The organism is Thioclava litoralis (genome assembly GCF_045278885.1).
GTDB lineage: Bacteria > Pseudomonadota > Alphaproteobacteria > Rhodobacterales > Rhodobacteraceae > Thioclava > Thioclava litoralis.
Map to the genome: position 1 here is coordinate 1,847,231 of NZ_CP135443.1, position 13,525 is coordinate 1,860,755.

General features: G+C 62.4%; 16 protein-coding genes and 1 tRNA gene. 15 read left to right on the forward strand and 2 right to left on the reverse strand.

All coding sequences use genetic code 11. The features are described from left to right. Positions 1-6 precede the first annotated feature (6 nt). From RPE78_RS09010 to RPE78_RS09080, 15 genes are all read left to right on the forward strand, one after another. Positions 7-492 carry a DUF2948 family protein gene (locus RPE78_RS09010; RefSeq protein WP_406720349.1) on the forward strand — a complete coding sequence of 162 codons (486 nt, stop codon included), beginning with the start codon at positions 7-9 and terminating at the stop codon, positions 490-492. 253 nt (positions 493-745) lie between these two features. Continuing rightward, a complete protein-coding gene (locus RPE78_RS09015; RefSeq protein ID WP_406720350.1) occupies positions 746-1,564 on the forward strand; it encodes an ArsR family transcriptional regulator in 819 nt (272 codons plus the stop codon). Position 1,565: 1 nt separating this feature from the next. Beyond that, the gene (locus tag RPE78_RS09020) at positions 1,566-2,564 is read left to right on the forward strand and encodes an ArsJ-associated glyceraldehyde-3-phosphate dehydrogenase (protein ID WP_406720351.1); all 999 of its coding nucleotides are present in this window, start codon (positions 1,566-1,568) and stop codon (positions 2,562-2,564) included. Continuing rightward, on the forward strand, positions 2,561-3,811 hold the full coding sequence (gene arsJ, locus RPE78_RS09025; RefSeq protein WP_406720352.1) for an organoarsenical effux MFS transporter ArsJ: 1,251 nt from the start codon (positions 2,561-2,563) through the stop codon (positions 3,809-3,811). Before RPE78_RS09020 ends, arsJ begins: the two co-directional genes overlap by 4 nt. 56 nt (positions 3,812-3,867) lie before the next feature. Further along, on the forward strand, positions 3,868-5,169 hold the full coding sequence (gene hisD / locus RPE78_RS09030; protein ID WP_406720353.1) for a histidinol dehydrogenase: 1,302 nt from the start codon (positions 3,868-3,870) through the stop codon (positions 5,167-5,169). 111 nt (positions 5,170-5,280) lie between these two features. Continuing rightward, positions 5,281-5,760 (forward strand): UPF0262 family protein, encoded by a 480-nt coding sequence (locus RPE78_RS09035; protein ID WP_339109178.1) that lies wholly within the window; start codon positions 5,281-5,283, stop codon positions 5,758-5,760. After that, positions 5,760-6,218, forward strand: a complete 459-nt coding sequence (locus RPE78_RS09040; RefSeq protein ID WP_339109179.1) for a low molecular weight phosphatase family protein — start codon at positions 5,760-5,762, stop codon at positions 6,216-6,218. The genes RPE78_RS09035 and RPE78_RS09040 overlap by 1 nt, the downstream gene beginning before the upstream one ends. 21 nt (positions 6,219-6,239) lie before the next feature. Further along, on the forward strand, positions 6,240-6,647 hold the full coding sequence (locus tag RPE78_RS09045; protein ID WP_406720354.1) for a ketosteroid isomerase-related protein: 408 nt from the start codon (positions 6,240-6,242) through the stop codon (positions 6,645-6,647). After that, on the forward strand, positions 6,647-7,228 hold the full coding sequence (locus RPE78_RS09050) for a GNAT family N-acetyltransferase (RefSeq protein WP_406720355.1): 582 nt from the start codon (positions 6,647-6,649) through the stop codon (positions 7,226-7,228). Before RPE78_RS09045 ends, RPE78_RS09050 begins: the two co-directional genes overlap by 1 nt. Further along, positions 7,225-8,136, forward strand: coding sequence for a carbon-nitrogen hydrolase family protein (locus RPE78_RS09055; protein ID WP_406720356.1), 912 nt, complete (start codon positions 7,225-7,227; stop codon positions 8,134-8,136). Before RPE78_RS09050 ends, RPE78_RS09055 begins: the two co-directional genes overlap by 4 nt. Positions 8,137-8,223: 87 nt before the next feature. Further along, positions 8,224-8,442 (forward strand): translation initiation factor IF-1, encoded by a 219-nt coding sequence (gene infA, locus RPE78_RS09060; protein WP_036636451.1) that lies wholly within the window; start codon positions 8,224-8,226, stop codon positions 8,440-8,442. A 4-nt stretch (positions 8,443-8,446) separates the two neighbouring features. Then, positions 8,447-9,022, forward strand: coding sequence for a Maf family protein (locus RPE78_RS09065; RefSeq protein ID WP_406720357.1), 576 nt, complete (start codon positions 8,447-8,449; stop codon positions 9,020-9,022). Then, positions 9,019-10,062 carry a ribonuclease E/G gene (locus tag RPE78_RS09070; RefSeq protein WP_406720358.1) on the forward strand — a complete coding sequence of 348 codons (1,044 nt, stop codon included), beginning with the start codon at positions 9,019-9,021 and terminating at the stop codon, positions 10,060-10,062. The genes RPE78_RS09065 and RPE78_RS09070 overlap by 4 nt, the downstream gene beginning before the upstream one ends. Then, the gene (locus tag RPE78_RS09075; protein ID WP_339109185.1) at positions 10,059-10,238 is read left to right on the forward strand and encodes a DNA gyrase inhibitor YacG; all 180 of its coding nucleotides are present in this window, start codon (positions 10,059-10,061) and stop codon (positions 10,236-10,238) included. The genes RPE78_RS09070 and RPE78_RS09075 overlap by 4 nt, the downstream gene beginning before the upstream one ends. A gap of 142 nt (positions 10,239-10,380) precedes the next feature. Then, a tRNA-Phe gene (locus RPE78_RS09080) sits at positions 10,381-10,456 on the forward strand. 323 nt (positions 10,457-10,779) lie between these two features. On the opposite strand, the gene RPE78_RS09085 is transcribed toward RPE78_RS09080, so the two are convergent. Then, complete coding sequence (locus RPE78_RS09085) at positions 10,780-11,703, reverse strand: LysR substrate-binding domain-containing protein (RefSeq protein WP_406720359.1); 924 nt, start codon at positions 11,701-11,703, stop codon at positions 10,780-10,782. Between the two features lie 112 nt (positions 11,704-11,815). Continuing rightward, positions 11,816-13,405 (reverse strand): alkyl hydroperoxide reductase subunit F, encoded by a 1,590-nt coding sequence (gene ahpF, locus RPE78_RS09090; protein ID WP_406720360.1) that lies wholly within the window; start codon positions 13,403-13,405, stop codon positions 11,816-11,818. Positions 13,406-13,525: the final 120 nt, after the last annotated feature.

Genomic DNA, 13,525 nt, shown 5'->3' on the forward strand with positions numbered 1-13,525 from the left:
GCGACTATGGCGGATGCAAGATTCGAGGACGGGGCGGAACGCGCCTTGGCTTTGCGGGCGGAGACGGCCGAAGACCTGCCGGTGATTTCCGCGCTGGTGCAGGATTGTGTCTTGCCGGTGACCGAGATCCGCTATGATCGCGCCCGTCGCCAACTGGCGCTGCTGGTCAATCGTTTCCGCTGGGAAGATCGTGCCGCCGCCGAAGCCGAAGGGCGCGCCTATGAGCGGGTGCAATCGCTTCTGGTGGTGTCCGAAGTGCTGGCCGTGCGTTCGCAAGGGGTGGACCGGGCCGAGAAAGATCTGGTGCTCTCGATCCTCGATCTGGTCTGGACCCCTGCGGAGGATGGCGCGGGCGAGCTGGTGCTGACCTTGGCAGGGGATGGCGCGATTGCGGTTTCTGTCGAGGCATTGGCCGTGGATTTGCGCGATGTGACCAAGCCTTACAAGGCTGTCTCGGGCAAGGTGCCGCAGCACCGTGACGATGGCATGTAAGGGCTGTTCGGCAGTCGGGGATCTGCGGGCGGGGAGCTTCGGGGGATGTCACGTTGGCTGTGCATCTGACGGGCGGCATCTGACTGCGTGAACGGCATTATATCGCGCTCGCGCTGGCCTTGACCATTGCGCGGCTCTTCGGGAGGACGATCAAAGATCCTTTCCCGCCACAGTAGGAGCGTCCGGGCCGTCTTCCTGCGTCGTTACAAAAGTTTCACTGGTTGCGGGCTCATATTTCGCATATCCACGAAATATGGAAAAAGAGATTGCAGAAATTCTCGCCGTTTTGGGCCACCCGCAGCGGCTTGCGGTGTTCCGGCTTCTGACGCGCCGCTATCCCGATCAGTTGCCCGCAGGCGAGATCGGGCAGATCCTCGGGCTGCGGCCCAGCACGCTTTCGGCCTATCTTGCCGCGCTGATGCAGACGGGGCTTTTGGCGAAAGAGCGGGTGGGGACGTCGCTTCTTTACCGCATCGAGATGGAGGTCGTGCAGACCACTTTCGGATTTCTGCTGGATGACTGCTGTCGCGGGCGGGTGTCGGACTGTCTGTCTTTGGCCCCCCGCAAGCCTGCGCGCCGGTATCGGGTGCTGTTTGTCTGCACCGGCAATTCCGCGCGCTCGATCTTTGCCGAAGCCCTGTTGCGCGAGCTGGGGGCAGACCGTTTCGAGGTGCATTCTGCGGGCACCCATCCCGGAAGTACGATCAACCCGCAGACGGTGACGCTGTTGCAGCAGCAATGCCATGATGTGGGCGGGCTGTTTTCCAAGGATCTCGGCTCCTTGGCCGATGAGCCGCCTTTCGATTTTGTGTTTACGGTCTGTGATCTGGCCGCCAACGAGGATTGCCCGGCCTTGCCCGGACGGCCTGTCAGCGGCCATTGGGGCGTGCCTGATCCGGTGGCGCGGGCCGCGCAGGCACGCAGCCCCGCTGAGGCGGCCTTGGCCTTCCGCGAGGCTTACGGAGCTTTGCGCCGCCGGATCGAGGCGTTTATCGCGCTGCCTCTCGAAAGTCTGGATCGCCTCGCCGTGCAGCGCGCCGTGGACGATATTGCCCGAAGGGAGGGACATTAGAATGGTACGCTATGCGCTGAATGGTCTGGGCCGGATGGGAAAGCTGGCGCTGCGCCCGCTTCTGGATGCGGGGGCCGAGATTGCATGGATCAATGACGCGATCGGTACGCCCGAGCTTCACGCCCACCTGCTGGAATTCGATAGCGTGCACGGGCGCTGGGATTCGCTGTTTGCGCATGATGCGACATCGGTCAGCATCGACGGGGTGCGCCTGCCTTTCGTGGGCACCCCTGCGCTGGCCGATCTGCCGCTGGAGGGTGTGGATGTGGTGATCGACTGCACCGGCAAATTCAAGACCGAGGCCGATCTGGCGCCCTATTTCGCAGCGGGAGTGAAGAAGGTGGTGGTTTCGGCGCCGGTGAAGGACGGGCCGACGGCGAATATCGTCTATGGCGTGAATAACGACAGCTATGACCCCGCGCGCCATCACATCGTGACGGCAGCCAGCTGCACGACCAACTGTCTGGCGCCGGTGGTGAAGGTGATCCATGAGGGGCTGGGCATCAAACATGGCTCGATCACCACGCTGCATAATGTCACCAATACCCAGACCCTCGTGGACCGCCCCGCCAAGGACCTGCGGCGCGCGCGCTCGGCGCTGAATTCGCTGATCCCCACGACAACCGGCTCGGCCACGGCGATCACGCTGATCTACCCCGAGCTGAAGGGCCGTCTGAACGGTCATGCGGTGCGGGTGCCCCTGCTGAACGGGTCACTGACAGATTGCGTCTTCGAGGTCGAACGCGCGACCTCTGCCGAAGAGGTCAACGCCTTGTTCAAGGCGGCCTCGGAAGGGGTGTTGAAGGGCATTCTGGGCTATGAAACGCGGCCTCTGGTGTCGGCCGATTACGTCAATGATGTGCGTTCGTCGATCATTGATGCGCCCTCGACGATGGTCATCAATGGCACGCAGGTAAAGATCTATGCGTGGTATGATAACGAATATGGCTATGCCCATCGTCTGGTGGATGTGGCTCTGATGGTCGGGCAGTCGCTGTGACCTCCGGCGGGCAGAAGCCCGAGGGGCTTTCGGCCTATATCGCTGTCACGGCGGCCTATTGGGCATTTATGCTCAGCGATGGCGCGCTGAGGATGCTGGTGCTGTTGCATTTCCACAGCCTCGGGTTCTCGCCTGTGCAGCTGGCCTATCTGTTCCTCCTCTATGAGGTGGCGGGCATGGTCACCAATCTTTGCGCGGGCTGGATTGCGGCGCGCTTCGGGCTGGCCTCTACGCTTTATGCGGGGCTGGGGCTGCAGGTGGTGGCGCTTCTGGCGCTGGCGGGGCTGGACCCTGCATGGGGGGTGACGGCCTCGGTCTTCTATGTGATGGCGGTGCAGGGCGCCTCTGGCGTGGCCAAGGATCTGGCGAAGATGTCGTCGAAATCGGCGGTGAAGCTCTTGGCCCCTTCCGCGCAGGGCGGGCTGTTTGCTTGGGTTGCGGTGCTGACGGGGTCCAAGAACGCGGTGAAGGGCTTTGGCTTTCTGCTGGGCGCGGGGCTTCTGGCGCTGGTGGGCTTTACGGGGTCGATCCTTGCCATGGCGCTGGTGCTGGCGGTGATCCTGATGGCCATCGTGATCGCCATGCCGAAGGGGCTGCCGCAGGGGCGCAAGGGGGCGAAATTCTCCGAGGTCTTCTCGAAGTCGGCCAATGTGAACCGGCTCTCGGCGGCGCGGGTGTTTCTGTTCGGTGCGCGGGATGTGTGGTTTGTGGTGGGTATCCCGATCTATTTCACCGCAATCCTGTCGGATGGCAGCGAGGCGGGTGACCGCGCGGCCTTCTTCCTGATCGGCAGCTTCATGGCGGGGTGGATCATCCTTTACGGGCTGGTGCAGGGCTTTGCGCCAAAGATCCTGCGGGCCAAGACCCGCGCACCAGAGGCGCTTGTGGCGGATGCGAAACTTTGGGCATGGGGGCTTTGTGTGATACCTGCGGGGTTGACCATTGCCGCGCTGGGCTTGGGCGGGCAGGGGCTGACCGTGGCGCTGGTGATCGGGCTGTTGGTCTTTGGCGCGGTCTTTGCGGTGAATTCCTCGCTGCATTCCTATCTGATCCTCGCCTTCACCAAATCCGAGCGCGTCACCATGGATGTGGGGTTTTACTATATGGCCAATGCGGGCGGGCGCCTTCTGGGGACGCTGGCCTCGGGGCTGAGCTATCAGCTGGGAGGGCTGCCCCTGATGCTGGGGGTGGCCACGGTGATGGTGGCGCTGTCGGCGCTTATGGCGGGGCGCCTATCCGCGCAGTAGTGCTTGCCCATGCCTGCCTGCTGGACTATTTCCGTGGCGACCTCAAGGAGACTCCCATGCCGCATTTCCTGACCACGCTTGCTGCCGATTTCGAGACCCGTTTCACCGCGCTATTGGGCATGAAGCGCGAGGATAGCCCCGATGTGGATGCGGCCGTCGGCCAGATCATCGCGGATGTGCGGGCACGGGGCGATGTCGCCGTGCTGGAACTGACCGCGAAATTCGACCGGCTGGAGCTGACGCCCGAGACCATGCGCTTCTCGGACGCCGAGATCGAGGCCGAGATCGCCCGCGTGCCACAGGCAGAACGCGAGGCGCTGGAACTGGCCGCCGAGCGTATCCGCATCTATCACGCCCGCCAGATGCCGCCCAATGCGATGTGGGAAGAGGAAAGCGGCGCGAAACTGGGCTGGCGCTTCACGCCTGTTTCTGCGGCGGGGCTTTATGTGCCGGGCGGTCTGGCGAGCTACCCGTCCTCGGTGTTGATGAATGCGATCCCCGCCAAGGTCGCAGGCGTCGAGCGTCTGGTCGTGGTCTGCCCTACGCCCGATGGAAAGGTGAACCCGCTTGTTCTGCTGGCAGCCCGGATTGCGGGTGTGGACGAGATCTACCGTATCGGCGGCGCGCAGGCCGTGGCGGCACTGGCCTATGGCACGGACACCATCCGCCCCGTGGATAAGATCACCGGCCCCGGTAATGCCTTTGTGGCGGCGGCAAAACGTCGGGTCTTTGGCAAGGTGGGCATCGATATGATCGCCGGTCCCTCGGAGATCCTCGTGATTGCCGATGGGCAGAATGACCCCGACTGGATCGCTTTGGACCTGCTGTCGCAGGCCGAACATGACGCTTCGGCGCAATCGATCCTGATCACCCCCGACGAGGGCTTTGCCAATAAGGTCGTCGAGGCCGTGGAAAAACGCCTTGAGACGCTGGAACGCCGCGAAATCGCGGGGGCAAGCTGGCGTGACTTTGGCGCGGTGATCCTCACCCGCGATCTGGCCGAGGCGGCAGAGCTGTCAAACCGCGTGGCGCCCGAGCACCTTGAGCTTTGCGTGGCCGACCCCGAGGCTCTGGCGCAAGAGATCACCCATGCGGGCGCGATCTTCATGGGTGCCTGGACGCCCGAGGCGATTGGCGATTACATCGGCGGGCCGAACCATGTTCTGCCAACGGCACGTTCGGCGCGTTTCTCTTCGGGGCTGTCGGTGTTCGATTTCGTCAAACGCACCACGCTGTCGATGATGACGCCCGAGGCGCTGCGTCAGATCGGGCCGGGGGCCGAGGTGCTGGCGAAATCCGAAAGCCTTGAAGCGCATGGTCTTTCGGTCCGCGCGCGTCTGGATGCGCTGAATAAATAACCTGATCGTCGCAATCGCGCCCGCCTCTGTCGTGGGACGCGGTTGCGCGTGGCCATTACTCGGTCTAGCCTTTCCTAAAGCCGCGTCGTCGGCCACAGGGAGAGAAGAGTAATGGCCCATATTGCCAAGTTGGAAGTCGATGATTCCGGTCTGCCCGCGCCGAGCGCGGAGATCGAGCAGGAACGTCGTGTGGCCATTTTCGACCTTCTGGAAGACAATAGCTTCACCCTGCCGGGGAAAGGCGATCTGGCCGCGCCGGAAGGGCCGTTCAACCTGCTGCTGTCGGTGCGCGACGGGCGGCTGGTCTTTGATACCCGCAGCGAGAGCGATGATCCGCTGGCCGAGTTCCACCTGTCTTTCGGCCCCTTCCGGCAGGTGATCAAGGATTACTTCCAGATCTGCGAAAGCTATTTCGAGGCTGTGAAAACCATGCCGCCCAGCCAGATCGAGGCGATCGATATGGCGCGGCGCGGCATCCATAACGAGGGTGCGCGGATCCTTGAGGAACGTCTGGAAGGCAAGGCCGAGCTGGATCTTGATACCGCCCGGCGGCTGTTCACCCTTGTTTGTGTCCTATCGCCGGTGAAATAATGTCAGGCTTGCCGCAATCGGTGCTGTTTTGTTGTGACTACAATGCCACGCGCTCTCCGATGGCCGAGGGGATGATGAAGCGCTTCTATGGCCCTGGCGTGTATGTGCAATCGGCAGGCGTTAAATCGGAACTGGATATCGACGGGTTCACGATTGCCGTCATGCATGAGGTGGGCGTGGATCTGGAACGCCACCGCGTGCGCAGCTTCGAGGATATGCAGGAATGGGGCGATGATATCTCGACCTTCGATCTGATCGTCGCCTTGTCGCCCGCCAGCCAGCGTCAGGCGCTGGAGCTGACCCGCTTCTATCATCTGGATATCGAATATTGGCCGATCATGGACCCCACGGGCATCGGCGAGGGGCGCGAGGCCAAGCTGGCCGCCTATCGCCAGACCCGTGACCAGATCCGCGACCGGATGGTGTCGCGCTTCGGGCCACCCACCCATAATGAATAACAAAACCAGCAGGATGGAACCATGTCACGCCTTGAGGCTCTTGAGACCCTGAAGACCTATTACGATGCTTTCAACGCCGGAGATACCGCTGCGATGGAGGCGCTTCTGGCGGATGATTTCGAACATCATGTGAATGAGGGCAATATCCGCCGTGGGGCCGAGGCCTTCCGCGAATTCAATGCCCATATGACGCAGTGCTACCGCGAGACGCTGACTGATCTCTGCGTGATGGCGAATGAGGCGGGCACGCGGGCTGCGGCGGAATTTATCGTCAACGGCACCTATCTGAAGACGGATGAAGGCCTGCCCGACGCCAAGGGGCAAAACTACCGCCTGCCTGCGGGCACCTTCTTTGACCTCAAGGGTGGCAAGATCGCGCGGGTGACCACCTATTACAACCTCTCGGACTGGATCAAGCAGGTCTCCTGATGGAGGTGCGTGTGCTTACGGGGGCGGCGCTGGATGCCGCCTTGGACGATGTGGCAGAGCTGCGCATCCGCGTGTTCCGCGACTGGCCCTATATCTATGACGGCTCGCTGGAGTACGAGCGGCGCTATCTGGAACGCTACCGTTCGTCGGAGGACGCGGTCGTGGTTGGCGCTTTTGACGGCGCGCGGCTTGTGGGGGCGGCCACCGGCACGCCGCTGGAAGACCATGCCGCAGATTTCGCGGCCCCCTTTGGCCGCACCGGTCTGGCGCTGGGGGATGTGTTCTACTGCGCGGAATCGGTTCTTCTGCCGGACTATCGCGGGCAGGGTTTGGGCCATGCCTTCTTTGAAGCCCGTGAAACACATGCACGGGCGCTCGGGCGCAGCCACAGCGTCTTCTGCGCGGTAATCCGCGAGGGTCACCATCCTTTGAAGCCCGCGGCCTATCGCCCGCTGGATCAGTTCTGGCATAAACGGGGCTATCAGCCGCTGGAGGGGGTGATCGCCGGTTTCCGCTGGACGGATCTGGGCGAGACCGCTGAAACGGTGAAATATCTGCAATTCTGGGGGCGTGCCCTATGACACTCCATATCGCTACCGCTGCCTATCCGCTGGACTGGCATGATAGTTGGGACGCCTATGAGGCCAAAGTGACGCAATGGGTCGAAGCGGCCGTGGCCGAGGGGGCCCAGCTTCTGGTCTTTCCCGAATATGGCGCGATGGAGCTGGCGTCACTGGGCGGGGCCGAGGCTGCGCGCGACTTGGAGGCCGCACTGCAGGTTGTGGCGCGTTATCGCCCTGAAATGGAGACGCTGTTTATCGATCTGGCCTTCCGGCATCGCGTGCATATCCTTGTGCCCTCGGGGCCGGTAATCGAAAACCATACAGGGGCCGATATCCGCACCAACCGCGCGACCCTTGTGGGGCCTGCCGGTCTGATCGGCCATCAGGACAAGGCGGTGATGACGCGCTTTGAACGCGAGGACTGGCAGATCGGCGCGGGCGAGGGGCTGCAGGTCTTTGACACCGCCCTCGGGCGCATCGGCATCACCATCTGCTACGATAGCGAATTTCCCCTGCTGGCGCGGGCGCTGTGCGAGAAGGGCGCCGAGATCCTTCTTGTGCCGTCCTGCACCGATACGGTGGCGGGCTACTCGCGGGTGCGGATCGGGGCGCAGGCGCGGGCGCTGGAAAACCAATGTGTCACAGTGCAATCGCCCACCGTGGGAGATGTCGATTGGTGTCCTGCGGTCGATACGAACCGCGGGGCTGCGGGGGTCTTCGGCCCGCCCGATACCGGCTGGCCGGAAACGGGGGTGCTGGCCGAAGGCGGGCTTGATTCTCCGGGCTGGGTCCATGCGCAGGTCGATCTGGATCAGGTGCGGCAATCGCGCCATGATGGCGGGGTTTTGCTGTTTCAGCACTGGCCCGAAAGCGCCGATCAGGCCGAAACGGTCGCGATTGTGCGTGAAACTGCCCCCCAGCCTTGACATTAAGCTTGAATTTTAAAGCGGGCGGGCGCATTTAAGCGCCACGATGGCGCGTTTCAAGCGCCTTTACGCAATTATGGAGTGACCATGGCCAAGGAAGAAATGCTCGAATTCCCCGGCGTCGTGAAGGAACTCCTGCCAAATGCGACGTTTCGGGTCGAGCTTGAGAACGGCCATGAAATCATCGCACATATGGCAGGGAAGATGCGCAAAAACCGCATCCGCGTTCTCGCCGGCGACAAAGTTCAAGTCGAAATGAACACCTACGACCTTTCGAAAGGTCGCATCAACTACCGCTTCAAGTAAGCCCATGAAACTGATCCTAGGCTCCGCGAGCCCGAGGCGACGCGAGCTACTGGACCAGCTAGGTCTGGTGCCCGACGCCGTGCGGGCACCAGATATCGACGAGACCCCCCGCAAGAATGAACGCCCCCGCGATTATGTCGCGCGGATGGCCCGCGAGAAGGCAATGGCGCTGGATCTTGCGGCCGATGAGGTCATTCTTTGCGCCGATACCACCGTCACCTGTGGCCGCCGCATCTTGGGCAAACCCGAAGATGCCGCCGAGGCCGCCGAATTCCTTTTTATGCTGTCGGGCCGCCGTCACCATGTGCTGACGGCTGTGGCCGTGCGTGGGGCCTTTGGCATCCGTGAACGTCTGGTCGATACGGTGGTGAAATTCCGCCCGCTGTCGAATGAGGATGTGAACGCCTATCTTGCCTCGGGCGAATGGCAGGGCAAGGCGGGTGGCTATGCCATCCAAGGCTTGGGCGGGGCCTTCATCCCGTGGATCCAAGGGTCTTACACCGGCGTCGTGGGGCTTCCCCTCGCCGAGACCGCAACCCTACTGACATCGGCGGGCGTGACCGCCAAGGAGGCCGTATGAAGGGGCGTACTATCGTTCTGGGCAGCTACAAAGAACGCGAGGCCGCCGCTTTGATGGTGGATGGTCAACTGGAAGATTTCCTGATTGATGCCTCCGAAGTGCAGCCGCTTGCGCCGGGTGCGATCCTGCGCGGCAAGGTGGGCCGCCAGATGAAGGGGCAGGGCGGGGTTTTCGTGGACCTGCCCGAAGGCCAGCGCGGCTTCCTGCGCGAGGTCAAGGGCCTTGCGCCCGGTCAGACTGTGATCTGCATGGTCACTGGCGGCACCGAGGCGGGCAAGGCCGTTCCGGTCTCGCTGCGGGTGCTGTTCAAATCGCGCTATTGTATCGTGACGCCCGGTGCGCCCGGCATCAATATCTCGCGCCGTATCCGCAACGAGGACACCCGCGATGGTCTGAAGTCGCTGGCGGATGTGGTGATGGACGGCTCGGATATGGGGTTGATCCTGCGCTCTGCCGCGCCGTTGGCCGAGGAGGGCGAGCTGGCCGAGGATATCAACGCCATGCGCGAGCTGGCCGAGGCGGTGATGGCGGATCTCTCGGGCGAGCCGGAGCTGCTGGTTGATGTGCCGGACCCGCATGAGGAGGCATGGCGCGACTGGGCCGAGCCGGAACCCGAAGAGGTGATCGAGGGCTCCTTCGAGGAGCACGGGGTGCTCGAGCAGCTCGACGCGCTTTTGCGCGCGCGGGTCGAGTTGCCGGGGGGCGCGCATATGATGATCGAGCCGACGCGCGCGCTGATCGCCGTGGATGTGAATACCGGCAATGACACCTCGCCTGCGGCCAGCCTGAAGGCCAATATCGCCGCCGCGCGCGAGCTGCCGCGTCAGCTGCGTCTGCGGGGCTTGGGTGGGCAGATCGTTGTCGATTTCGCGCCGATGCCCAAACGTGACCGCCAGCCACTGGAGCAGCAGATGAAGACTGCCTTCAAGGGCGAGGCCGAGGCGTCGCTTGCGGGCTGGACGCCCTTGGGCAATTATGAGCTGCAACGCAAACGCGATCGCGTCTCGCTGGAGGCGCTGGTCGGGAAGGGGGCAGCATGAGCTGCCCCGTCTGCGGCAAGAAAGCCGATGCCAAATACCGGCCCTTCTGTTCCAGACGCTGCGCCGATGTGGATCTGGCGAAGTGGCTTAACGGGTCCTATGTGATTCCGGGCGATATTGCCGAGGAAGAAGAGCGCGCACCGGAGGAATGGGCCCCCGATCAGAAACCCCACTGATCTGAAAATACTGGAGAATTCGGAATTTTGAGGGGGGCTGGAAGGAAATTTGAAAAAACTTCAAATTCCCTCTGGACACCACCCCCGAGCTTCTCTAAATACCGCCCTACCGAAGCAGAGGGCAGCGCCCGAAGCCGAAAGTGCCCGGATAGCTCAGTTGGTAGAGCAGCGGATTGAAAATCCGCGTGTCGGTGGTTCGAATCCGCCTCCGGGCACCACTTTTTCACCCTGAAATTGTTGGATACTCTGTTCTGTAAGGCCTGATGCTTTATCGGGGTCTGGCAGTGCTGGTCCTGCGCTCGATCGCTTCTTGATAGGCCTGAATCGTTGCGCTGCTGCGTTTGGCGAGCGCAAAGGCGGTTTGCACAGAGGCATTGATCGCGGCCGTCTGTCGGACGCTCTTGGGTGTCAATGCGGGGACGTTGATCCAGAATTGGAGATGTCGGGCGCAGAGGGCGATCGTGCGCGGCGCCGGCCTTTCGGAAGGTTCCGGCAAAACGGTCTTGAGAGATCAGCTTTGCACGGCGTTTGATCTCGCTGTTTATGTGGTGCTTTTGCTTTGCTGGCCAAGCCGTGTCTTGGCGACTTGTGCGGTGATCTTCGCGATCTGGCGGAGAAGCGGCACCATATAGGAGCTGCGCCGCCAGATCATACCGATCTGCCGTCCCGGTTCGGGGATGTCGGCGAGGGGGATCAGGCTCATGACGGCGCTGGCGGCCATCGGGCCTTCGGTGGCGAGCTTGGGCAGCAGTGTAATTCCCATGCCCGCTGCCACCATCTGGCGCAGGGTCTCGAGGCTGGTGGCGCGGAAGCCCTCGATCTCGTCAAGGCCCCAGCGGTTGCACAGGCTGACCGCCTGATCGCGCAGGCAGTGGCCATCTTCCAGCAGCATCATTTCCTCGGCCCCCAGATCGGCGAGATATAGCGGCCCGCTATGCGCCAGCCGATGGCCTTGCGGCACGGCCAGCAGGAAGGGTTCCTCGAAAAGTGGCTGGGTCTGGAGGGTCGGATCCTCGATCGGCAGTGCCAGAAGGGCGGCATCCAGATCACCACTGCGCAATAGCCCCAGAAGCGTTTCGCTTTTCTCTTCAAAGAGCTGCAACTGCAGCTTGGGGAATTTGCGCGCGATTTCGGGCAGCAGGGCCGGAAGAAGATAGGGGCCAAGCGTCGGGAATGCCCCAAGCCGCAGGCGGCCCGTATCGGGGGCGCGGTTGCGTTCGGCGATGGCGCGGATATCGCGGGCCTCGTCCAGCATCTTCTGCGCACGGGCCACGATTTCCTCGCCCACCGGGGTCAGCAACACCTGCCGTTTGCTCCGCTCGATCAACTGGACGCCAAGGCTTTCTTCGAGCTTGCGCAGCTGGGTCGAGAGAGTGGGCTGGCTGACATTGCACATCTCTGCCGCACGACGGAAATTCCGCAGGCGGGCCAGTTCGACCAGATATTGGAGTTCGCGCAATGTCATGGGCAAAGACCTGTGACATTTACCGGCGCAAGTAAAGAGGCCAGAACAAGGCGCATAAAAAACCGCGGTCCTGACGGGCAGAACCGCGGCCTTTACCGTGAGTGGTGCACGATTACGCGGCGACCTCTTCTTTTTTCGCGGCGGTTTCTGCCGGAACAGACGTGCGGATCAGGTGGTCGAAGGCGCCCAAGGCCGCCGTTGCCCCGAGCCCCATCGCAATGACGATCTGCTTATAGGGCGTGGTGGTGCAGTCACCGGCAGCAAAGACGCCATCCATCGAGGTTGCGCCATGCGCATCGATGATAATCTCGCCACGCGGGCTCAGATCGACGGTGCCTTTGAGGAAGTCGGTATTCGGCAGCAGGCCGATCTGCACGAAGATGCCTTCGAGCGCGACATGGTGGTCCTCGCCGGTGGTGCGGTCGCGATAGGCCAGACCGTTCACTTTGGTGCCGTCACCGGTGACTTCGGTGGTCAGGGCGTTCATGATGATCGTGACGTTCGGCAGGCTGCGCAGTTTGTCCTGCAGCACCTGATCGGCACGCAGCTTGGTGTCGAACTCGATCAGCGTCACATGCGCCACGATGCCCGCAAGGTCGATTGCCGCCTCGACGCCCGAATTGCCGCCGCCGATCACTGCCGTGCGCTTGCCTTTGAACAGCGGGCCGTCACAATGGGGGCAATAGGCCACGCCCTTGTTCTTGTATTCGTTCTCGCCGGGCACATTCATCTGGCGCCAGCGGGCACCGGTCGAGAGGATCACCGATTTGGACTTCAGAACGGCGCCGCTTTCCAGCGTGACCTCAACCAGATCCCCCTTGCGGGCAAGACCGGTTGCGGTTTGCAGGTTCATGATGTCCACGTCATATTCCTTGACGTGCTGTTCCAGTGCCATCGCCAGTTTCGGGCCTTCGGTGTGCGGCACCGAAATCAGGTTCTCGATGGACATGGTATCCAGCACCTGACCGCCGAAACGCTGGGCGGCCACACCGGTGCGGATACCTTTGCGGGCGGCATAGACGGCGGCAGCGGCACCGGCGGGGCCACCACCGACCACGAGCACGTCGAACGCGTCCTTGGCATTGATCCTGGCGGCGGCCTTGTCTGCCGATCCGGTATCGATTTTCGCGACGATCTCGCCCAGTTCCATCCGGCCCTGTCCGAAGACCTCGCCGTTCAGGTAGACGGTTGGCACGCTCATCACCTCGCGGGCGTTGACCTCGTCCTGAAAGTCCGAACCGTCAATGGCCACATGTTTTACATTGGGGTTCAGCACGGCCATCAGGTTCAGCGCCTGCACCACATCGGGGCAGTTCTGGCAGCTTTGCGAGAAATAGGTTTCGAAGGTGAACTGACCGTCGATCTCTTTGATCTGGTCGATCAGCTCCTGTTCGACTTTCGGCGGATAGCCCCCCACCTGCAAAAGCGCCAGCACCAGCGAGGTGAATTCATGGCCCATCGGCAGGCCTGCGAAAGTCAGCGAAATATCGACCCCCGGCGAGGTCAGGCTGAAGGAGGGCTTGCGGATATCGGTGCCATCAACGGCGACCGACACTTTGTCATTGAGTTCCGCGATCTCGGTCAGCAGCTCGACCATTTCGGCAGAGCGGGCCGTGTCATTGGTCGAGGCGGTCAGAACGACCGGACGCACCAGCCGTTCGAGATAGGCGGAAAGTTGGGTCTTGAGCGTGCTGTCGAGCATGGGAGAACTCCGAATGTCTGGGGGAGGACCAAAACGTGCGCTCTGCGTCCTTGCGGCGCAGTGATCGGCATCGAGCTTTGGCAGGGGAACCTCTGCGCAAGGGGCGCAGAGGCGATGTTC